The organism is Paraburkholderia sp. PGU19 (assembly GCF_013426915.1).
Lineage (GTDB): Bacteria > Pseudomonadota > Gammaproteobacteria > Burkholderiales > Burkholderiaceae > Paraburkholderia.
This window is the reverse complement of sequence record NZ_AP023179.1, coordinates 3688397-3710361: the sequence shown is the minus strand read 5'-3', so window position 1 is coordinate 3710361 and position 21965 is coordinate 3688397. Positions and strand designations below refer to the sequence as shown.

Genomic DNA, 21965 nt, shown 5'->3' with positions numbered 1-21965 from the left:
CAACCGATATATGGAAGTGGCATAGCAGCCAGGACTCTCGCGGTGACACACGCATGACTCTCGACATCACTCAGTTCTACCAGACGTTCTTCGACGAAGCGGACGAGCTGCTCGCGCAGATGGAGCAGTTGCTCCTGAACCTGGACGTCGGCCATCCCGATCCCGAGGATCTGGCCGCCATCTTTCGCGCGGCACACTCGATCAAGGGCGGCGCCGCCACCTTCGGCTTCACGGCGCTGACCGAGACGACGCACATTCTCGAATCGCTGCTGGACCGCGCGCGCAACAACGAGATCGTGCTGCGCAAGGACATGATCGACACGTTCCTCGAAACCAAGGACGTGCTCTCAGGCCAGCTCGCCGACTATCGCGCGAGTGCCGAGCCGGATGCGGCCATCGCCGCCGCGATCTGCGCGAAGCTCGAACAGCTCCATAAGGAAAGCAGCGGCGCCGCGCCCGCGGCGGCGGCGCCTGCCGCGGCGGCACCGGAACCGGCAGCCGTGCAAGGCCACACGCCGGAGCACGTGGTCGAACAGGCTGAACAGGCAGTAGAGGCCGCAGGCGTTTGGGCAGACAACGAACCGGCACAGACCGGCGCTGCTTCATCCGATGCGGCTGCAGGACCCCATCTGAAAATTACGCTACGGGGCGTTGGGGAAAAGGACCAGGAACTGCTCACCGAAGAGTTGGGCAACCTGGGCCGTATCGTCGGACAGGTGAAGACGGGCAGCGATATCACGCTGTGGCTGGAATCCGATGTGTCGTCCGACGATATCGTCGCCGTGTGCTGCTTCGTGATCGACGAAAGTCAGATCGTGATCGGCCGCGGCGCAGCGCCGGCAAACGGTGCGGAACAAGGTGCGCCTGGAGCATCCGAAGCCGCGCAAACCGAGCCGGCGAATGCGGGGGGCATGGCGAGCGGCGGCGCGGGGGCGCCGGCCGCTGTCGTGCAGTCTGCGCCTGCTGCACCGGCGCCTGCCGCCGCGCAGCCGGTCGCGCAGCCCGCAGCGGCGCAAGCCGCAGCACAACCCGCAGCGCAAGCGGCGCCTGCTCCGGCCGAGCCCGCAATCGTTACACCAGCCGCCGCAGCCGCCCCTGCCGCGCCGAAGGCCGCGCCTGCATCCGCCGAAGGCGATCGCAAGGCGCGTCCGGCCGCCGCCGCGAATGCGGGCGAAGGCAGCTCGATCCGGGTGGGCGTCGAAAAGGTCGACCAGTTGATCAACCTGGTCGGCGAACTGGTGATCACGCAGGCGATGCTGGCCGAAACCACCAGCACCTTCGATCCCGCGCTGCACGACCGCCTCTTCAACGGCATGGCGCAACTGGAGCGCAACGCACGCGATCTCCAGGAAGCCGTCATGTCGATCCGCATGATGCCGATGGATTACGTCTTCAGCCGCTTCCCGCGTCTGGTGCGCGATCTGGCGGCAAAGCTCGGCAAGCAGGTTGAACTCGTCACCTTCGGTCAGGCGACCGAACTCGACAAGAGCCTGATCGAACGCATCATCGATCCTTTGACTCACCTCGTGCGCAACAGTCTCGACCACGGCATCGAAACGGTCGAGGCGCGCAAGGCTGCGGGCAAGGATTCGACGGGCCAACTGGTGCTGTCGGCCGCGCATCACGGCGGCAACATCGTGATCGAAGTCAGCGACGACGGCGCGGGCCTGCGCCGCGACAAGATTCTCGCGAAGGCCGCCAAGCAGGGCATCACCGTCAGCGACACGATGACGGACGACGAAGTCTGGAACCTGATCTTCCTGCCGGGCTTCTCGACGGCGGAGCAGGTGACGGACGTCTCGGGCCGTGGCGTGGGCATGGACGTGGTGAAGCGGAACATCCAGTCGATGGGCGGTCACGTCGAAATCACGTCGCATGCGGGCAAGGGCAGCACGACGCGCATCGTGTTGCCGCTCACGCTGGCGATTCTGGACGGCATGTCGGTCAAGGTGGGCAGCGAGATTTTCATCCTGCCGCTGAACTTCGTGATGGAGTCGCTGCAGCCGCGCGCCGACGACATCTACACCGTCGCGAACGGCGAGCGCGTCGTGCGCGTGCGCGGCGAATATCTGCCGCTCGTCGCGCTGCACGAAGTGTTCTCGGTCGAAGACGCGCGCACCGATCCGACGCAAGGCATCGTCACCATCATGCAGACGGAAGGACGGCGCTTCGCGATGCTGATCGACGAACTGGTCGGCCAGCAGCAGGTGGTGGTGAAGAACCTCGAAACGAACTACCGCAAGGTACACGGCATTTCCGCTGCGACCATCCTCGGCGACGGCAGCGTCGCGTTGATCGTGGACGTGGCGGCACTGAACCGCGAGACGCGCGCGTCGCATAGTGCGTCGCTGGCGCTCGCCTGAAACTGAAACTGAAACTCAACTCATCCCAACCGTTTGGGGGCTAACGTGGCAGAAGTCCAATCCATCAATTCGAACGGCGTAGCCGGTTCGATCGGCCGCCGCGACGCGCAAGCCGACGCGAGTGGTCAGGAATTCCTGATCTTCACGCTCGGCGCCGAAGAGTACGGCATCGACATCCTGAAGGTGCAGGAAATCCGCGGCTACGACAGCGTGACGCGGATCGCGAACGCGCCGGAGTTCATCAAGGGCGTGATCAATCTGCGCGGCATCATCGTGCCGATCGTCGATATGCGTATCAAGTTCCACCTCGGACGGGTCGAGTACGACCATCAGACGGTGGTGATCATCCTGAACGTCGCGGGCCGCGTGGTCGGCATGGTCGTGGACGGCGTGTCGGACGTGCTGACGCTCGCCACCGACCAGATCATGCCCGCGCCGGAATTCGGCGCGACGTTGACGGCGGAATATCTGACGGGCCTCGGCACGGTCGACGGCCGCATGCTGATCCTGATGGACATCGAAAAGTTGATGACCAGCCGGGAAATGGCATTGACGGAAGCGCTGGGCAAGTAAGGCAGGCAGAAACGACAGCCTCGCATGGGATGGAAGTCAGGCGCGAACGCGCCAACTTCCATCGGCAGAATCAGGGAGTACAACAATGCTGAGCAGATGGTCGATCCGGACGACGCTGACCGTCGTGGGGATCATTCTCGTTGGGCTGACGGTGATCGTCGGGGCGCTCGGTCTCACTGCACTGAGCCGTTCGGGCGATGCACTCGACAGCATGACGCACGGCGACATGGTCGCGATCCGCACGCTGAACGACTCGGGTTCGTTCCTGCTGCGCTCGCGCGTGTCGCTCGATCGCGTCAACGCGCTGACGGCGGCGGGCGAGATCGAGCAATCGAAACAGGTGCTCGACCGCGCGGCCGAACTGCTCGGCAAATCGAATGAAAACTGGCAGGCGTTTCTGAACACGCCGAAGAACGGCATCGATCAGACGCTGATCGATGCCGTGGTCGCGAAGCGCACGGCGCTCATCAACGATGGCGTGAACCCCGAGTTCACGGCGCTGCGCGCAAGCGATCTGTCCGGCTATCACGCGATCGCCGACACGAAGATCAGCCCGATGTTCGTCGCGTACGACAACGCGGCATCGCCCGTTGTCAAGGCGCTGCAGGCACACGCCGAACAGCAGCAGGCGGACACCGTCGCGCAGATGTCGATGCTGCGCGCAGCGATCATCGGCGTCATCGTGGTTGCGCTGGTGCTGGTGGTGGCGATCCGCTTCGCGATGCGCGGCATGATCGTGCAGCCGCTGGATGATGCCGTTACATGCTTCGAGCGCATCGCGAAGGGCGACCTGTCGCAACACGTGGACACGTCGGGCACCAATGAAATCGGCCGCCTGTTCAAGGCCGTCAAGGCGATGCAGGACAGCCTGTCGACGATGATCCGGTCGGTGCACACGAGCGTCGAGTCGATCGACACAGGTGCGCGCGAAATCGCGATGGGCAACACGGACCTGTCGCAGCGCACCGAACAACAGGCGGCATCGCTGCAGGAAACGGCGTCGAGCATGGAGCAACTGACGGGCACCGTGAAGCAGAACGCCGACAACGCGCGTCAGGCGAGCCAGCTTGCCGTGAACGCGTCGGACATCGCGACGCGCGGCGGCGAAGTGGTGGGTCAGGTGGTGAGCACGATGCAGGGTATCGCGACCAGCTCGAACAAGGTCGTCGACATCATCAGCGTGATCGAAGGCATTGCGTTCCAGACCAACATCCTCGCGCTGAACGCAGCCGTCGAAGCGGCGCGTGCCGGCGAGCAGGGCCGCGGCTTCGCGGTCGTCGCAGGCGAAGTGCGCAGCCTCGCGCAACGCAGCGCGAGCGCGGCGAAGGAAATCAAGGAGCTGATCGGCGACTCGGTCGACAAGGTCCAGAGCGGCTCCGCGCTCGTCGGCCGTGCGGGTACGACGATGGACGAGATCGTGCAGGCCGTGCGCCGCGTGACGGACATCATGGGCGAGATCAGCGCGGCGTCGGAAGAGCAGTCGGGCGGTATCGAGCAGGTCAACCGTGCCGTCGTGCAGATGGATGAAGTGACGCAGCAAAACGCGGCGCTGGTCGAACAGGCGGCCGCCGCGGCGGCGTCGCTTGAAGAGCAGACCCGCTCGCTGCAGACGGTGATTGGACAGTGGCGCGTGAGCGGCGCGCAGCAGGCAACGAAGACGCTGCCGACGGCCAACACGGCGAAGAGCCGCGTGAAGGCGGCCGTCGCACACGCGAAGCCGGTTCATGCTCAACCTGCCGTCGCCAAGGCGGAAGCGGCAGCGCACACGCGCGCCGAACCGGTGGTGCGCAAGGCAAGTGTCGCGGCGGCCGAACCCGCGCCGCGTCAGGCGGCCGTGGCCTCCACGTCCGATGCCGACTGGGAAACGTTCTGAAGGACGATGGATCGAGATGCGGACTTCCGGCACATCGTCCCGCGATGGACGTTTCAGCGCGCCGCGCCGTGAAGGCGGGCGTGCAGCAGGCTGGATCGGGCCGTGGGCAGGGCAGTGGGAACAGGTAGAACAGAAGGCCGCGGCGCTGGCGACAGCGCATGCAACATCGCAAACAGTATCGAAGGCAATGGCGGCATTGGTGGGATCGACGGGCGGTGCGGCGCTCCTTATGGCAGACGGAAGACATGATGATGGCAACGCGCGCGCAATCACGCCCTGAACGGGCAGAGCCGGGAAGATCCGGCGAACAGGCACGCGACTTCGAGTTCACTTCGGCAGATTTCGCGCGGATTCGTGAACTGATTCATCGCAGCGCAGGCATTTCGCTGTCCGACCACAAGCGCGACATGGCGTACAGCCGCCTCGCGCGACGGTTGCGCGCACGCGGGCTCGACTCGTTCCGCCAGTACCTCGACATGCTCGAGGCGGACAACGATCCCGCCGAGTGGGAAGCGTTCACGAACGCGCTCACGACGAACCTCACCGCGTTCTTTCGCGAAGCGCATCACTTTCCGATCCTCGCGGACTTCGTCGCGCGCCGTCCGGCGCCCGTGTCGGTGTGGTGCTCGGCGGCATCGACGGGTGAGGAACCGTATTCGATCGCGATGACGCTGATCGAAGCGCTCGGCGACCAGGCCGCGCGCCAGGCGACGGTGCTCGCCACCGACATCGACACGCAGGTGCTGGCGAAGGGCGAAGCGGGCACGTACCAGTTCGATCAGGTCAAGCACCTGTCGCCGGAACGGCTCAAGCGCTTCTTTCTGAAGGGCACGGGCGCGCACGCGGGCATGGTGAAGGTGCGCCCCGAAGTACGCGCGATGATCCGTTTCGAGCAACTGAACCTGACGGATCGCGACTACCGGCTGAACACACAGTTCGACGCGATCTTCTGCCGCAACGTGATGATCTACTTCGACAAGCCGACGCAGGGACAGGTGCTGTCGCGCTTCGAGCCGCTCGTGAAGCCGGGCGGCCTGCTGTTCGCCGGGCATTCGGAGAACTTTACGTATGTCACGCAGGCGTTCCGTCTGCGCGGCCAAACGGTCTATGAACTGACACGCGACGCCGGCGCTGCGACAGCTGCCGGCCGCGCGGCTCAACGTGCAACGAGCGGGGTGCCAGCATGAGCAGCACCCTGCCGATCGCAACGAACCTGTATTACGACAACCACTTCCAGCGCCCCGGCGTGAAGCTGCTGCCAAACGAGTTCTACACGACGAGCGAAGACATGGTCCTCGTCACGGTGCTCGGCTCGTGCGTGGCGGCCTGCATTCAGGATCGCACGGCGGGTATCGGCGGCATGAATCACTTCATGCTGCCCGACGACGGCGCCGACGTCGCGCAAGCCGCATCCGACTCGATGCGCTACGGCGCGTACGCAATGGAAGTGCTGATCAACGAGTTGATCAAGGCGGGCGGCCGACGCGAGCGTTTCGAAGCGAAGGTGTTCGGCGGTGCCGCCGTGCTGGCCGGCATGACGACGATGAACATCGGAGACCGCAACTCCGAGTTCGTGCGCCGTTACCTTGCACTCGAAAAAATCCGCATCGTCGCCGAGGACCTGGAAGGCAAGCATCCGCGCAAGGTCGCGTTCATGCCGCGTACCGGTCAGGTGATGGTGAAGAAGCTGCGTCTGCAGCAGGAAGCAGGCGTCGCGGAACGCGAACAGGCGCTCGCCCGGCAATCCGCCGAAGAGCGCGCCGAGAGGCTCGCGAAAGCGCGTGCACGCGTCGAGTTGTTTTCGTCGCCCGCTGCCGCGAAGCCGCGCATCGAGCTGTTCGGCTCGGGCGGATCGGCGGGAGCCAACCAGGCTTCGGGAACGGGCGCGGCGCGCCCGGCTGGCGCGAAGCCGCGTATCGAACTATTTGGCGCCACCGCGCGCCCGACCCAACCAAATAACGCCAGGACAGTAGAGGAGGCGTGAGCACCGTGCAAAAGATCAAAGTATTGTGCGTCGATGATTCGGCGTTGATTCGTAGCCTGATGACGGAAATCATCAACTCGCAACCCGACATGACGGTCGTCGCCACGGCGCCCGATCCGCTCGTCGCGCGAGACCTCATCAAGCAACACAACCCGGACGTGCTGACGCTCGACGTCGAAATGCCGCGCATGGACGGCCTCGACTTCCTCGAGAAGCTGATGCGCCTGCGTCCGATGCCCGTCGTGATGGTGTCGTCGCTGACCGAGCGCGGCTCGGAAATCACGCTGCGTGCGCTCGAACTGGGCGCCGTCGATTTCGTGACGAAGCCGAAAGTGGGCATTCGCGACGGCATGCTCGACTACTCGGAAAAGCTCGCCGACAAGATCCGCGCGGCAGCCCGCGCGCGCGTGCGCCAGGCCGCGCCCGCGCAGCATGCGGCAGCGGCCGCCGGGCACACGGGCGCCGCGGCGCATGCCGCGGCACCTGCGCCGCTCTTCAACAATCCGCTCGTGTCGACGGAAAAGCTGATCATCGTCGGCGCGTCGACGGGCGGCACGGAAGCGATCCGCGAAGTGCTCGTGCCGCTGCCGCCCGATGCGCCCGCTGTACTCATCGCGCAACACATGCCGCCCGGTTTCACAAAATCTTTTGCACAACGCCTTAATGGTTTGTGCCGGATTACCGTTAAAGAGGCAGAGCACGGGGAACGCGTGCTGCCCGGTCATGCGTACATCGCACCCGGCCACGCTCACCTGTTGCTCGCCCGTAGTGGGGCGAACTATATTGCGCATCTGTCAGACGACCCGCCGGTCAACCGGCATCGTCCGTCTGTCGATGTGTTGTTCCGCTCGGCGGCGCAGCATGCGGGGAAGAACGCTGTCGGCGTGATTCTCACGGGCATGGGACGCGACGGCGCGGCGGGACTGCTGGACATGCGTAAAGCGGGCGCGTACACGCTCGCGCAGGACGAAGCGAGCTGCATCGTGTTCGGCATGCCGCGCGAGGCGATCGCGATGGGCGCCGCGGACGAAATCGCGTCGCTGTCGGAAATGAGCCGGCGCGTGATGGCACGTTTGTCCGCAATGGGCGATCGCGTTCAACGCGTATGATGCGAGCCTCGGCGCAAAATTGAGATAAGCCGAAGACCACCGCACGATCTGGATTGGGGAAAAAGGAACAGGAAATGGATAAGGGAATGAAGATTCTGGTTGTGGACGACTTTCCGACGATGCGCCGGATCGTTCGCAATCTGTTGAAGGAACTGGGTTACTCGAACGTCGACGAAGCGGAAGACGGCGCGGCGGGTCTTGCGCGTCTGCGCAGCGGCGCGTACGAGTTCGTGATTTCGGACTGGAACATGCCGAACCTGGACGGCCTCGCGATGCTGAAGGAAATCCGCGCGGACGCGACGCTTTCGCATCTGCCCGTGCTGATGGTTACGGCCGAATCGAAGAAGGAAAACATCATTGCGGCGGCTCAGGCTGGCGCAAGTGGCTACGTGGTGAAGCCGTTCACGGCTGCGACGCTCGACGAGAAGCTCAACAAGATTCTCGAGAAGATGGCAAAAACCGGGAGCTGATGTGAACCCACCCATCGACGAGCAGGGCGCGAGAGAAGACGGCGCCGACCTCGCTACCGACCGCATCCTCGCCCGCATTGGACAGTTGACGCGCACGCTGCGCGATTCGATGCGCGAGCTGGGGATCGACAAGCATGTCGAGCGCGCGGCGGAGGCGGTGCCGGATGCTCGCGACCGTCTGAAGTACATCGCGACGATGACCGAGCAGGCGGCCGAACGCGTGCTGTCGGCGATCGAAGTGGCGAAGCCGATGCAGGAGCAGTTGCAGCAGGACGCGGCGGAACTCGACGCGCGCTGGGAGCAGTGGTATGCGGCGCCCATCGAGCGCGAGGAAGTGCGGGCGCTGATGAATGATACGCGGACTTTTCTCCGCGGGGTGCCGGAGCTGACGACTGCGACCAACGCGCAGATGCTCGAGATCATGATGGCGCAGGACTTTCAGGATCTGACGGGCCAGGTCATCAAGAAGATCACGGATGTTGTTTATCTGATCGAGCAGCAGTTGCTCGGGGTGCTGATCGACAATATTGCTGCCGAGCGGCGTGAGCAGTTTGCTGCTACGGCGCAGCAGCTGGTTGCCGAGGCGCAGCATGAGGCGATTTCGCCGACCGGCAGTCCGGAAAGTTTGCTGAACGGGCCGCAGATTAATCCCGAAGGCAAGGCCGATGTTGTGCAGGATCAGGGGCAGGTTGATGATCTGCTGGCTAGTCTCGGGTTTTGATTTTGTCTTCGACGTTCTAGTGTGGTGTGGTTGTGCTTGTGCTTTTGCTGGCATCCGCGCTACGGTGTTTGTCTCTGCGCTGGCATCCGCGAGTTGTTATCTAGCTTCACGCGTCGCCCCTGTGCGGGGCGGCACCTACTTTTCTTTGCCGCCGCAAAGAAAAGTAGGCAAAAGAAAGCGGCTAACACCGCCAGTTCTTCTTCCTGCCTGAGGGCCCTCGAAGGTTCTTACACTTCACACGGCAACCACGTGACCCACGTTCGTTGCCAGCGCTCTTGCCGTGCGCCTCACCCGCTTCACGCTCTCGCAATACAGCGCGCCGTGCCAGATAGTCCATCGCCGCCCAGGTGGCAAACTGTGTGTAGGCCGTAGCGCCACACACGCCTCACTCCGGACCGATAGCGCAAGCGTTCCACCCTGTAAGAGCGCTACCCTGTAAGACGCGACAACCTACACACAGTTTGCCACCTGGGCGGCACATACCGTTCGCTGCCGCTAGCCCTCGTGCGGGTGCTTGAAGTGGGTGAGGCGCTCATTCGAAGCGTTGGCAACGAACGCGAACAGATACGTTGCCGTGTGAAGCGTAGGAACCTTTGGGGGCCCTCAGGCAAGAAGAAATGCTGGCGGTGTGAGCCGCTTTCTTTTGCCTACTTTTCTTTGCGGCGGCAAAGAAAAGTAGGTGCCGCCCCGCACAGGGGCGACGCTTGAAGCGAGCTAACGCAATCGCGGATGCCAGCGCAACCACAAGCAAACCAACCCGCTCGCGCCGCAAAATCGCCACACGAATGCCACCGCAGAAAAGCAAACGAACCACCCAGCGTCGCAGACAAGAAACCCCAAAAACCCGTCACAGACACAAACCGCTGGCATACTACCCCTAAGGGAGACAGGCGCGCGACGTGATCGACGCCCCATTACGCATAACGCGCGGCTGCACGCGCATGCAACTTGCTCCCTGAATCAACAAGCCGGGCCCGCGAATTGCGGGCATTGTCCGCCATCGATTGTGGGAGGCACATAACCATGTCGATCCGCTTCAGCCGTGCTGTGTTTGCTTCAGCGCTGGGATTCTGCTGCTCGCTGCCCGTCCTGCTCGTTCCGCTACCCGCGAACGCCGCACTAGGCGGAGATCCAATGACGCCGCCCGCCGGGGCCAGCGCCACCACGCGCACCATCGCCCCGCCATCGTCGAACGGCACTGCCGTGATGCGCAGCGCATCGTCCGCCAGTTCGGGCGCTACGACTTCTTCCTCTTCAACCGCCGCATCCGCGTCCTACACCGTGCAGCAAACGACGCTCGGCAACGGCACGGTGATCCGCGAATACATCTCGTCGGCGGGCAGCGTGTTCGGCCTTGCATGGAGCGGGCCGCAAATGCCCAATCTGTCCGACCTGCTCGGCAACTATTTCCCACAGTACGTGGCAGGCGTGACCAGCGCGCGCCAGCTGCGCGGCGGCGGCCACGGCCCCGGCATCGTGCAGGACAGCGGGCTCGTCGTGCGTTCGGGCGGCCATATGGGCGCGTTCTCCGGCCAGGCCTATCTGCCGCAGGCATTGCCCGCCGGCGTGAGCGCCACCGACATCCAGTGACGACGGGAGAACCATCATGCGATTTGCGTTGAAGCTCGAAGCGTGCGTCAGCGTCGTGAAGGCCGTGCTCGCCGTGTCCGTCGTCGCGATGACGGCATTCGTCGCGGGCTGCGGCGGCGGAGGCGGCGATTCGTCGTCTTCGTCGAACAACAACAACAGCAACAGCGGGCCTAACCAGCAGCCGATCGCCGCGAATGCGGCGAACACGGTGGCCGTTTCAGTCGGGCGGGGCGTCGCGGGCATCATCAATATTCCGACCGTTTCCGTGACGGTCTGCGCGCCGAACTCCACAACCAACTGCACGACCATCGATAACGTGCTGCTCGACACCGGCTCGTTCGGCTTGCGCGTCGTCAATTCGGCGCTCGGCTCGCTCGCGAACTCGCTGCCCGTCCAGCAGGCCACGGCAGGCGGCCAGCTCGCCGAATGCACCCACTTCGCGGACGGCTTCACGTGGGGCACGACGCGCACCGCGACCGTGAAGATCAGCGGCGAAGTTGCAAGCAACATCCCGATCCAGGTCATCGGCGACATGGCCGATTCGACCATTCCGGCAAGCGGCTGCGTGAACGGCGCAAACGAGAACACGGCCAGCGCGCTCGGTGCGAACGGCATCCTGGGTCTCGGCGTCGCGCCTGTCGATTGCGGTGCGGCCTGCTCGGTCCAGGCCAACGTCGCCCAGTTCAGCAACTATTACGCATGCCCGAACGGCACGAACTGCACGCCCACGCTCGCTGAGACGACGAAACAGGTCGCCAATCCGATTCCGAATTTCCCCGTCGATAACAACGGCGTGATCGTGCAGATGGCGCCGATTTCGTCGAACGGCGCGGCGACGGCGACAGGAACGGTCGTATTCGGCATCGGCACGCAGTCGAACAACGGCAACGCGGCCGCCACGACTTACACGACGGATGCGTCCGGCGACCTCGTCGCCAGCACGTTCAACGGCTCGACGATCCGCACGTTCATGGATTCGGGCTCGAACGGCTATTTCTTCACGGACAGCTCGCTGGCGCTGTGCGGCGGCAACCTGGCGTCGTTCTATTGCCCAAGCTCGACGCAGCAGCGCACCGTGAACCTGGTCGGCGCAAACGGCGCGACCGGGGCGCTGACGATCAACATCGCCAACGCGCAGACGCTGCTCAGCAACGCGAACAACTACGCGTTCAACGATCTCGGGGGCAGATCGGCTCGCTGAGCGCGTTCGACCTCGGCCTGCCGTTCTTCTTCGGGCGCTATGTGTATTACGGGATCGACAAGCGCGCGAATAACGGCGCAGCGCCATTTGTTGCGTTCTGACGGCGCTGCTTTCTGGTTGAGTTGCTGGTCGAGTTTCGATGTCAGCGCGGGCGGCCTGCCTCCGGGCGGGCCCCGGCGCGTCGCGCCGTGCCCGCCCGCGAACCCGGCGGCGCGCCCTTGCGCCGTCCATCGGTTGAAATACCCTGGTTTCCCCGCCCTTATCCGCCAATCGCCACTCGACGTCTGCAGGAATAATCGCTCTCACTGAAAAAGGGCATGGTGCCCGTCCAGCTGGAGAGCGCATTGGCAGAGGATAGCGACCTCGAAAAAACCGAATCAGCCACTCCCCGGCGCCTGGATAAGGCGCGGGAGGAGGGGCAGGTTGCGCGTTCGCGGGAGCTGGCGACGTTCGCGCTCGTCGCGGCCGGGTTTCTCGGCGCGTGGGGCATGTCTGGCATGATCGGCGAGCACGTGCAGACGATGCTGCGCACGGCCTTCACGTTCAACCACGACACGGTCTTCGACACGAAGCGCACGCTGGCGAGTGCCGGCACCGTGGCGCGCGAGGGCGGCTTCGTACTGCTGCCGCTGCTCCTGATGACGGGCCTCGCCGCGCTGCTCGCGCCGATGGCGCTGGGCGGCTGGCTGCTGTCGACCAAATCGCTGTCGCCGAATTTCGGGCGGCTGAACCCTGTCGCGGGCATCGGCCGCATCTTTTCGATCAACGGCGTGATCCAGCTCGGCTTGTCGCTGGCGAAGATCCTCGTCGTCGCCGTGATCGCCGCGACGGCGATCTGGCACCGGCGCGATGACATGCTCGCGCTCGCGACGCAGCCGCTGCACATCGCGCTGTCGAATGCCGGGCACCAGGTTGCCGTGTGCTGCGCGATGACGGTTGCGGGCATGTTCGTGATCGCCGCGCTCGACGTGCCGTATCAACTGTGGAGCTTTCACAAGAAGCTGCGCATGACGAAGGAAGAAGTGAAGCGCGAGCACCGCGAAAGCGAAGGCGATCCGCATGTGAAGGCGCGCCTGCGCACGCAGCAACGTGCGATGGCGCGGCGCCGGATGATGGCGAACGTGCCGAAGGCGGATGTCGTCGTGACCAACCCGACGCACTTCGCGGTTGCCCTGCAATACACGGACGGCGAAATGGGTGCGCCGAAGGTGGTGGCGAAGGGCGTGAACCTGGTGGCCGCGCGCATCCGCGAACTGGCCGTCGAGAACAACGTGCCGCTGCTCGAAGCGCCGCCGCTTGCGCGGGCGCTGTATCACAACGTCGAATTGAATCGCGAGATTCCGGGCGCGCTGTACGGCGCCGTCGCGGAAGTGCTCGCGTGGGTCTATCAGCTGCGCCGCTTCAAGGAAGACGGCGGCGTCGCGCCTGTCGCACCGAAGGACCTCGAAGTGCCGGCGGAACTGGACAAGGGCGGCGTGTCGGATGACGACGCCGACCAGGAAGCTGCCGATTCGCTCGGCGGCGACAATCAAAGTAATGGAGTATCAGCATGAACGCGCGCGCGGGTTTCCTTTCACGACGGCCGGACGCGCTGAGCGGCACGAACTTGCGGGCGCTGGCGGGCCCGCTGCTGATCTGCATGATCCTCGGCATGATGATTCTGCCGTTGCCGCCGTTCCTGCTGGATCTGCTGTTCACGTTCAACATCGCGCTGTCGATCATGGTGCTGCTCGTCAGCATGTACACCATGAAGCCGCTCGACTTCGCGGCTTTCCCGAGCGTGCTGCTGTTCTCGACGCTGCTGCGGCTGTCGCTGAACGTCGCGTCAACCCGTATCGTGCTGCTCGAAGGCCACACGGGCCCGGGCGCGGCGGGCGCGGTGATCGAGGCGTTCGGCCACTTCCTCGTGGGCGGCAACTTCGCGGTCGGTATCGTCGTGTTCGTGATCCTGATGGTGATCAACTTCATGGTGATCACGAAGGGCGCGGGGCGTATCGCGGAAGTGTCCGCGCGCTTCACGCTGGACGCGATGCCCGGCAAGCAGATGTCGATCGACGCCGACCTGAACGCCGGCATGATCAACGAGGACCAGGCCCGCAAGCGTCGTCTGGAAGTCGGGCAGGAAGCCGAGTTCTACGGCTCGATGGACGGCGCGAGCAAGTTCGTGCGCGGCGATGCGATTGCCGGCTTGCTGATCATGGTGATCAACATCATCGGCGGGTTGATCGTCGGCGTCGTGCAGCACGGTATGGATTTCGCCGACGCGGGCAAGACCTACACGCTGCTGACCATCGGTGACGGCCTCGTTGCGCAGATTCCTTCGCTGGTGATTTCGACGGCGGCGGGCGTGATCGTGTCGCGCGTCGCGACCGACGAGGACATCGGCACGCAGTTGACGGGCCAGTTGTTCACGAACCCACGCGTTTTGATGATCACGGGCGCGATCCTCGTGCTGATGGGTTTGATCCCTGGCATGCCGCACTTCGCGTTTCTGCTGCTGGGCGGCGGCGCGATCCAGCTTGCCCGCGTGATGAAGAAGCGCGCGACGCAGAGCAAGACGTCGACGGCTCTCGCCGAAGTCGCGCCGCAGGCGCTCACGCCCACGGAAGGCTCGGAAGCCAGCTGGGACGACGTGACGATGATCGACGCGCTGGGGCTGGAAGTGGGCTATCGGCTGATTCCGCTTGTCGACAAGAACTCGGATGGCGAACTGCTCAAGCGCATCAAGAACATCCGCAAGAAGTTCGCGCAGGAAATCGGCTTCTTGCCGCCAGTCATTCATATACGCGACAACCTGGAGTTGCGGCCGAACGGCTACCGGATCGCGCTGAAGGGTGTGGAAGTGGGCATCGGCGAGGCGTATCCGGGGCAGTGGCTCGCGATCAATCCTGGGCAGGTGACGGCCGCGCTGCCCGGCACGCCGACCACCGATCCTGCGTTTGGCTTGCCGGCGATCTGGATCGATACGAATCTGCGTGAGCAGGCGCAGGTGTACGGGTACACGGTGGTCGATTCGAGCACTGTCGTCGCGACGCACCTGAATCACCTCGTTGTCACGCACGCGGCGGAGCTGCTTGGCCGTCAGGAAGTGCAGGCGCTGATCGAGCGGATGCAGAAGGATGCTGCGCCGCTGGTTGATGATGTCGTGCCGAAGATGTTGCCTGTTGCTACGTTGCAGAAGGTGCTGCAGAACCTGCTCGAAGAGGGGGTGCCGATTCGCGATATGCGGACGATTCTCGAAGCGCTGTCGGAGCATGGGTCCAAGATTACCGATCCGCATGATCTGACGGCGGCTGTGCGGCTTTCGCTTGGGCGCGCGATTACGCAGCAGTGGTTCCCCGGCAATGGCGATATCCAGGTCATGGGGCTCGATGCGCATCTGGAGCGGCTTTTGACGCAGGCACTTGCGACGGGGGCGAATCCGGGTCTTGAGCCGGGCCTCGCTAATACGCTTTTGATGGAAACGCAGAAGGCAATGACCCGGCAGCAGAATATGGGGCTCTCGCCGGTCATGCTTGTGCAACATTCGTTGCGGGCGATGTTGGCCAGGTTTTTGCGGCGTAGTTTGCCCCAATTGAAGGTGCTGTCGTATGCGGAAGTGCCTGATACGCGGCACGTGCGAGTCGTTAATGTGATCGGAACGTAAGGGTTTTTGGTTTGTCTGCGACGCTGGGGCGGGCGTTCTTGCCTTCGCGTGGCGCGCGCGTTGCCGGTCGGTCTTTTGGCCTCTGCGCTGGCATCCGCGTTTCGTTAGCGTGCTTCACGCGTCGCCCCTGTGCGGGGCGGCACCTACTTTTCTTTGCCGCCGCAAAGAAAAGTAGGCAAAAGAAAGCGGCTAACACCACCAGTTCTTGTGATTGCCTGAGGGCCCCAAAGGTTCCTACGCTCCACACGGCAATCACGTGCCCCACATTCGTTGCCAGCGCTCTTGCACTGCGCATCACCCGCTTCATGCCCCCGCGTTGCATCATGCCGTGCCAGACATTCCACGGCCGCCCAGGTGGCAAACTGTGTGTAGGCCGTAGTGCCTCGCACACCTCACTTCGGACCGATAGCGCATACGTCCCGCCCTGTAAGAGCGCTACCCTATACGACGCGACAACCTACACACAGTTTGCCACCTGGGCGGCACATACCAGTCGCTGCCGCTTGGCCGAATACGGGTATTCGAAGCGGGTGAGGCGTCAATTCAAAGCGAGGGCAACACACGCCGACAAAATCGCTGCCGTGTGAAGCATAAGACCCGTTGGGGGCCCTCAGGCAGGAACAAGGATTGGCGGTGTTAGCCGCTTTCTTTTGCCTACTTTTCTTTGCGGCGGCAAAGAAAAGTAGGTGCCGCCCCGCACAGGGGCGACGCTTGAAGCACGAAGGCAAAGCGCGGATGCCAGCGAAAAGCCAGACGCCCAGCGGCGACGCTCGAAGCACGAAGGCAAACCGCGGATGCCAGCGCAAACGCCAGAACAACCAAACCGCCCGCGCCACGAAGGCACAACCGCAGACGCCATCGCAAAACGCAAAAAACCGAACCGCCTGCGCAGCAGCAACCCCGCCCGGCCGACGAAAAACGACAAACCTACCCGAAATGCCCGTGCCGCAAAGGCACACAACAAATCCCAACCGGGAACCGGCACAAAGTTCCATTGCCCGAATTGCCAGCGTTTCACCGTCTTTATTGCCCGATGGCCAATAGACGTCTCCCGCAATAATTCATCTCATCGGGAATCGGTATGTCGCCGGACCGCGTAGCTCATCGGAGAGTCAGCTTGAACATTCGCAAATTTGTCGGTGCAACGAGTCGCGACGCGTTGCGTCTCGTCCGCGAGGCATTGGGCTCCGATGCAGTCGTGCTGTCGAACCGCACCAACGACGATGGCAGCGTCGAAATCGTCGCCGTCGCCGACCGCGATCTGAGCGCGATCGCGCCGCGCGGCCAGGAAGGCGCCGCCAGCCAGGGCGCAGGCCCGAACGCGGCGGCCGCTGGCGCACGACCGATGCTCCCCTCGACGCCCATCAACAACCCGTATGCGAGCGGAATGCCCGACGTGTTCTCGTCGGTGTTCGGCGCAAGCCCCGAGGCCGGCACGGAACGCATGCCCGCCGCGAGCGAGGAGAAGGCCGAGCCGCAAGCGGCATCCGCGGACAAAGCGGCCGCCGAAAGCCCGGCGAACCCCGCGCGCCCCACTGACGACGTGCGCGTCGACCTGCGCAGCGACATGCCCGCCGCATCGGCGAAACCCGCAGCGCCCGCGATGCCCGAAGCACCCGCCCGTCAGCGCACGATGGCCGAAACGAACCCCTGGCTGATCGATCACGCGCGCCGCATCGCGACGAAGGACGTGGTCCACGCAGCCAATCCGACGATGACGCCCGCCGCCGCAATGGCGCGCGGCCTGGGTACGCCCGTCGATGCAGTCCAGGAAGAAGCGAAGCCCGACTGGGCCCGCGAAGCCGCGCAACTCGCCGCACGCCGCGCCGCGCAGAAAAACAACGTGATTCCGACGACGTCGGAAGGTGCGGGCGATATCAACACGTCGCGCGACGCGCGCAAGAACGCCGCCGCCGCCGATATGACGCCGAAGCAGGCCGCCGCGCTGACGGAATCGATCAAGTCGCGCATCGAGCAGATGGTCAACGAGACCGTGATGCAGGAACTGACTTCCATGCGCGGCATGATGGAAGAGCAGTTCGCCGGCCTCGTGTGGGCCGACCGCCAGCGCCGCAGTCCGACGCATGCAGCGTTGACACGGCACCTGTTCGCCGCCGGCTTCTCGGCGCAGCTCGTGAAGATGGTGATCGACAACCTGCCCGAAGTCGAAGGAATGGACGACGGCATGGAGTGGGTCAAGACGGTGCTCGAATCGAACGTGCCCGTGATGGAGAACGAAGACGCGCTGATGGAGCGCGGCGGTGTGTTCGCGCTGATGGGCCCGACGGGCGTCGGCAAGACCACGACCACGGCCAAGCTCGCCGCGCGCTGCGTGATGCGCTTTGGCGCCAGCAAGGTCGCGCTGCTCACCACCGACAGCTACCGGATCGGCGGCCACGAGCAACTGCGCATCTTCGGCAAGATTCTGGGCGTGTCGGTGCATGCCGTGAAGGACAGCGCCGACCTGCAACTCGCGCTCTCGGAACTGCGCAACAAACATATCGTGCTGATCGACACGATCGGCATGAGCCAGCGTGACCGCCTGGTGTCGGATCAGATTTCGATGCTGTGCCGCGCCGGACAGCCCGTGCAGCGCCTGCTGCTGCTGAACGCGACGAGCCACGGCGACACGCTGAATGAAGTCGTCCAGGCGTATCAGAATGCGCCGGACCAGCAGCCGCTTGCCGGCTGCATCCTGACCAAGCTCGACGAAGCGACCAATCTGGGCAGCGTGCTCGATACGGTGATCCGCTACAAGATGCCCGTGCACTACGTGTCGACGGGACAGAAGGTGCCGGAGAACCTGTACGTCGCGACCAAGAAATTCCTGATCAAGAGCGCCTTCTGCATTCCGCGCGAGAACTCACCGTTCGTCCCACAGGACGAGGATGTGCCAGCGCTGCTGTCGGCCCTGTCGGCCCGTTCGACCGCCGATCTGCACGAGGTTCGCTTTGGATAAGTTCGTGCTGGACCAGGCTGAAGGACTGCGGCGTCTGCTCGCGCGCTCCGGCTCGCGGGTCATAGCGGTCGCAGGCGGCTCGCACGGCGTAGGCGTGACGACGACGGTGGTGAATCTCGCCGCCGCGCTCGTCGAGCAGGGCAAGGATGTGCTCGTCATCGACGAAAGTCTCGGCGAGCGTTCGGTGAGCGCCATGCTGGGCGGCGTGCGCGGCGCGGGCAATGTCGCTGCCGTGATGCGCGGCGAGATGACGCTCGACGAAGCGGCGGGACGGCATGCGCTAGGTTTCGCGGTGCTCAATGCGTCGCGCGGCAATCGCGAGAGCTGCACGCGCGAGCAGATGGGCGTGGTGCTGAGCGGACCGGCGGATGTGGTGCTGATCGACGCGCAAGTGGATCGCGAAGGCTCGCTGTCGGCGCTCGCGATGCAGTCGCACGACGTGATGGTGGTGACACGCGTTGCGGCGCAGGCGATCACCGATGCGTATGCGTGCATGAAGCGCCTGCACTTCGCGCATGCGATCGCGCAGTTCCGCGTGCTGGTGAATCACGTGCAGAGCGTGGCCGATGCGCATACCGCGTTTGAGAACCTGGCGGGCGTGGCGGGGCGATATCTCGCTGTGTCGCTTGAAGATGCCGGCTGCGTGGCAGCCGATCCTTTGATGGCGCGAGCCATGGAGTTGTCGCGTTGTGTCGTCGATGCATTCCCATCGGCACCTGCTGCGCGCGATTTCCGTCATATCGCAGCCGAACTGCAGTACTGGCCGATGCGGCCAGCGATTTCGTCACGGACGCATGGCGTGCCGCCGACGACCGTAACAGCGGCGCAATACGCCGATCAACCGTCAGCGCAGCACGCGTGAAGGCAAGGACAAGGGGAGCACGATGTACAACGCTCAAGGAAAAATTTCGCAAGCCGAGGTTCTGACGAAGTACGCACCGCTGGTGCGCCGTCTCGGCTTGCAGCTCGTGGCGAAGATGCCGGCGAGCGTCGATCTCGACGATCTGATTCAGGCGGGCATGATTGGTCTGCTGGATGCGGCGAGCCGCTATAAGGAAGACCAGGGCGCGCAATTCGAAACCTACGCGAGCCAGCGGATTCGCGGCGCGATGCTCGACGAGTTGCGCAGTAATGACTGGTTGCCGCGGAGCTTGCGGCGCACGTCGCGTGAGGTTGAGTCGGCTGTGCATCAGGTCGAGCAGTCGCTGGGGCGCTCGGCGAGCGAGACCGAGATTGCTGAGCATCTGAAGATGCCGCTCGATGAGTATCAGTCGATGTTGCAGGATCTGCACGGCAGTCAGTTGATCTATTACGAAGACTTTGATCGATCGGCCGATGATGAGCCGTTTCTTGATCGGTACTGTGTCGATCATTCTGATCCGTTGTCGGCGCTGCTCGATGAGTCGCTGCGCGGCGCGCTGGTTGAGGCGATTGATCGGTTGCCCGAGCGGGAGAAGCTGTTGATGTCGCTCTATTACGAGCGTGGGTTGAATTTGCGGGAGATCGGGGCGGTGATGGAAGTCAGCGAATCGCGGGTTTGTCAGCTGCATTCGCAGGCTGTTGCACGGCTTCGGACTCGCTTGCGCGAGCAGGCTTGGGCTTCGGCTGAAACTAGCTGATGCGGTTTTGATTTTGCTTTTGCCCTGCGGGCCGCTTCGCTGTTTTTTTTCTTCTTCGAGAGCCGATCTTTTTTGAGGTCGGCTTTTGCTTTTTGGTTTGTCTGCGACGCTGGGGCGGGTGTTCTAGCTTTTGCGCTGGCATCCGCGATTCGTTAGCGTGCTTCAAGCGTCGCCCCTGTGCGGGGCGGCACCTACTTTTCTTTGCCGCCGCAAAGAAAAGTAGGCAAAAGAAAGCGGCTCACACCGCCAGTTCTTGTGTTTGCCTGAGGGCCCCCAACCGGTCTTACGCTTCACACGGCAATCACGTGACCCATGTTCGTTGCCAACGCTCTTGCGATGCGCCTCACCCACTTCACGCACCCGCGTCGTCGCACACCGTGCCAGATATTCCACGGCCGCCCAGGTGGCAAACTGTGTGTAGGCCGTAGAGACACACATGCCTCACTCCAGACCGATAGCGCACGCGTGCCACCCTGTAAGAGCGCCACGCCATACGACGCGACAACCTACACACAGTTTGCCACCTGGGCGGCACATACCATTCGCTGCCGCTAGCCCGTGTACGGGTGTTTGAAGTAGGTGAGGCGGTCATTCAGCGCGTTGGCAACGAACGCGAACAGAAATGTTGCCGTGTGAAGCGTAATTCTATTTCTAATTCAACAGTGAATTAATGATCCAAGGCCACGCGACGATGGAGCGAACCCGTTGATGGTCCAGCTCAAGGTCGCGAAGCGAGTCACACAGATGGTGTTCGAGCGCGTCGATGCTGTCGAAGACACGGTTGTGAAAGGACTTTTCCCGCAGATCGTCCCAGAGATGTTCAACTGGATTGAGCTCAGGCGAGTACGGCGGGAGCGTGAGCAGGCGCAGATTGTGGGCCAGCCTGAGCGAAGCACTCTGATGCCACCCGGCGCCATCGAGGACCATCACGATTCGGTCGTCGGGATGACGCGCGCAGACCTCATCGAGAAACAGCTGCATGCAGGCGCCATTGACGTGCGGCAGGATCAGCGAGTCGAGTGCGCCATCAGTCACGGAGACGGCGGCATAAGCGTACGTGTACTCCTGCGTCACCATCGCCTGACACAGCGGGCGAGTGGGTTTGGGGCACCAGCAACGCCGCGTGTCGGAGATGCGACCGAAGCGCGCTTCGTCCTGAAACATCAGGCGGATCGCCCCTTGGCCCGGCCACGCGCGCTCGATTTCGAGGATGACGTCGGGGAGTTTTTTTTCCAGGCGTCCTGGGCGGCCACATCGGCCTGGGGGTGTCGCTTGTCGGGTGCCAGCTTGCGCCAGCCATGACGGTGTAGCAGGTTGTAGGCGGAAGCCAGGGCAACCTTGCGCCCAAGTCGTTCGTCCAGCGCCTGCTTGATCTCGCCCACCACCAGGATGCCGCCCGCACTGGCCTTCTCGAAGAAGGGCGCAAGAAAGGCCGCCTCTTCTTCTCGCGTCATATTCTCCCGGCGGCGACCACCTGGCGTGGGGCGGTCGACCTCAGGCAGCCCGCCCGCCAGGATGAAGCGCCGGCGCAACTGACAGGCCCAGCCGACCGACACGCCAATCGCTTGCGCGGTCTGCGCGAGCGTCAGCCCGAATTCCAGCGGTAACAGTACTGCTTGTGCCTGCCGCAATTCATCTACCGTCCTGGCCTCGACCACGAGCCGCTTCGCCCTTTCGAGAACTTCACCACCACTCGCTTGACGAACCATCGCACATCCCTCAACACAAGAAAGGTGCGCTTATTATTTCACTATTGAATTAGAAATGGAATAAGACCGGTTGGGGGCCCTCAGGCAAGAAGAAGGGTTGGCGGTGTTAGCCGCTTTCTTTTGCCTACTTTTCTTTGCGGCGGCAAAG

The 21965-nt window shown here is 63.6% G+C and carries 16 protein-coding genes and 1 pseudogene; 15 read left to right on the top strand and 2 right to left on the bottom strand.

The window, feature by feature from the left end; translation table 11 throughout:
- Positions 1 to 53: 53 nt before the first annotated feature.
- From cheA to H1204_RS16890, 15 genes and pseudogenes are all read left to right on the top strand, one after another.
- Positions 54 to 2363, top strand: coding sequence for a chemotaxis protein CheA (gene cheA / locus H1204_RS16960; RefSeq protein ID WP_180729187.1), 2310 nt, complete (start codon positions 54 to 56; stop codon positions 2361 to 2363).
- A 45-nt stretch (positions 2364 to 2408) separates the two neighbouring features.
- A complete protein-coding gene (locus H1204_RS16955) occupies positions 2409 to 2936 on the top strand; it encodes a chemotaxis protein CheW (RefSeq protein WP_042305153.1) in 528 nt (175 codons plus the stop codon).
- Between the two features lie 85 nt (positions 2937 to 3021).
- Positions 3022 to 4809, top strand: a complete 1788-nt coding sequence (locus tag H1204_RS16950; protein ID WP_180729186.1) for a methyl-accepting chemotaxis protein — start codon at positions 3022 to 3024, stop codon at positions 4807 to 4809.
- Positions 4810 to 5057: 248 nt separating this feature from the next.
- On the top strand, positions 5058 to 5996 hold the full coding sequence (locus H1204_RS16945) for a CheR family methyltransferase (RefSeq protein ID WP_180730985.1): 939 nt from the start codon (positions 5058 to 5060) through the stop codon (positions 5994 to 5996).
- Positions 5993 to 6793 (top strand): chemoreceptor glutamine deamidase CheD, encoded by an 801-nt coding sequence (gene cheD / locus H1204_RS16940; RefSeq protein ID WP_180729185.1) that lies wholly within the window; start codon positions 5993 to 5995, stop codon positions 6791 to 6793. The genes H1204_RS16945 and cheD overlap by 4 nt, the downstream gene beginning before the upstream one ends.
- A 5-nt stretch (positions 6794 to 6798) precedes the next feature.
- Positions 6799 to 7902, top strand: a complete 1104-nt coding sequence (locus H1204_RS16935; RefSeq protein ID WP_007742928.1) for a chemotaxis response regulator protein-glutamate methylesterase — start codon at positions 6799 to 6801, stop codon at positions 7900 to 7902.
- A gap of 74 nt (positions 7903 to 7976) precedes the next feature.
- On the top strand, positions 7977 to 8372 hold the full coding sequence (gene cheY, locus H1204_RS16930) for a chemotaxis response regulator CheY (protein WP_028364056.1): 396 nt from the start codon (positions 7977 to 7979) through the stop codon (positions 8370 to 8372).
- A 1-nt stretch (position 8373) separates the two neighbouring features.
- Positions 8374 to 9093: a protein phosphatase CheZ gene (gene cheZ, locus H1204_RS16925; protein ID WP_180729184.1), complete on the top strand. Its 720-nt coding sequence runs from the start codon at positions 8374 to 8376 to the stop codon at positions 9091 to 9093.
- 1023 nt (positions 9094 to 10116) lie between these two features.
- The gene (locus tag H1204_RS16920) at positions 10117 to 10683 is read left to right on the top strand and encodes a DUF2844 domain-containing protein (RefSeq protein WP_180729183.1); all 567 of its coding nucleotides are present in this window, start codon (positions 10117 to 10119) and stop codon (positions 10681 to 10683) included.
- Positions 10684 to 10699: 16 nt separating this feature from the next.
- Positions 10700 to 11985: pseudogene (locus H1204_RS16915) on the top strand (DUF3443 domain-containing protein).
- A 243-nt stretch (positions 11986 to 12228) separates the two neighbouring features.
- Entirely contained in the window at positions 12229 to 13437 is a 1209-nt protein-coding gene (flhB, locus tag H1204_RS16910) for a flagellar biosynthesis protein FlhB (RefSeq protein ID WP_180730984.1), read from the top strand.
- Positions 13434 to 15530, top strand: coding sequence for a flagellar biosynthesis protein FlhA (flhA, locus tag H1204_RS16905; RefSeq protein ID WP_180729182.1), 2097 nt, complete (start codon positions 13434 to 13436; stop codon positions 15528 to 15530). The genes flhB and flhA overlap by 4 nt, the downstream gene beginning before the upstream one ends.
- 1117 nt (positions 15531 to 16647) lie before the next feature.
- The gene (gene flhF, locus H1204_RS16900) at positions 16648 to 18489 is read left to right on the top strand and encodes a flagellar biosynthesis protein FlhF (RefSeq protein ID WP_180729181.1); all 1842 of its coding nucleotides are present in this window, start codon (positions 16648 to 16650) and stop codon (positions 18487 to 18489) included.
- Positions 18482 to 19351 (top strand): AAA family ATPase, encoded by an 870-nt coding sequence (locus tag H1204_RS16895; protein ID WP_180729180.1) that lies wholly within the window; start codon positions 18482 to 18484, stop codon positions 19349 to 19351. The genes flhF and H1204_RS16895 overlap by 8 nt, the downstream gene beginning before the upstream one ends.
- 22 nt (positions 19352 to 19373) lie before the next feature.
- A complete protein-coding gene (locus H1204_RS16890) occupies positions 19374 to 20108 on the top strand; it encodes an RNA polymerase sigma factor FliA (protein ID WP_028364064.1) in 735 nt (244 codons plus the stop codon).
- Between the two features lie 651 nt (positions 20109 to 20759).
- On the opposite strand, the gene H1204_RS51415 is transcribed toward H1204_RS16890, so the two are convergent.
- Both H1204_RS51415 and H1204_RS51410 read right to left on the bottom strand, forming a co-directional pair.
- The gene (locus tag H1204_RS51415) at positions 20760 to 21344 is read right to left on the bottom strand and encodes an IS630 family transposase (protein ID WP_243468616.1); all 585 of its coding nucleotides are present in this window, start codon (positions 21342 to 21344) and stop codon (positions 20760 to 20762) included.
- Complete coding sequence (locus H1204_RS51410) at positions 21272 to 21817, bottom strand: winged helix-turn-helix domain-containing protein (RefSeq protein ID WP_243468474.1); 546 nt, start codon at positions 21815 to 21817, stop codon at positions 21272 to 21274. Before H1204_RS51410 ends, H1204_RS51415 begins: the two co-directional genes overlap by 73 nt.
- Positions 21818 to 21965 lie beyond the last annotated feature (148 nt).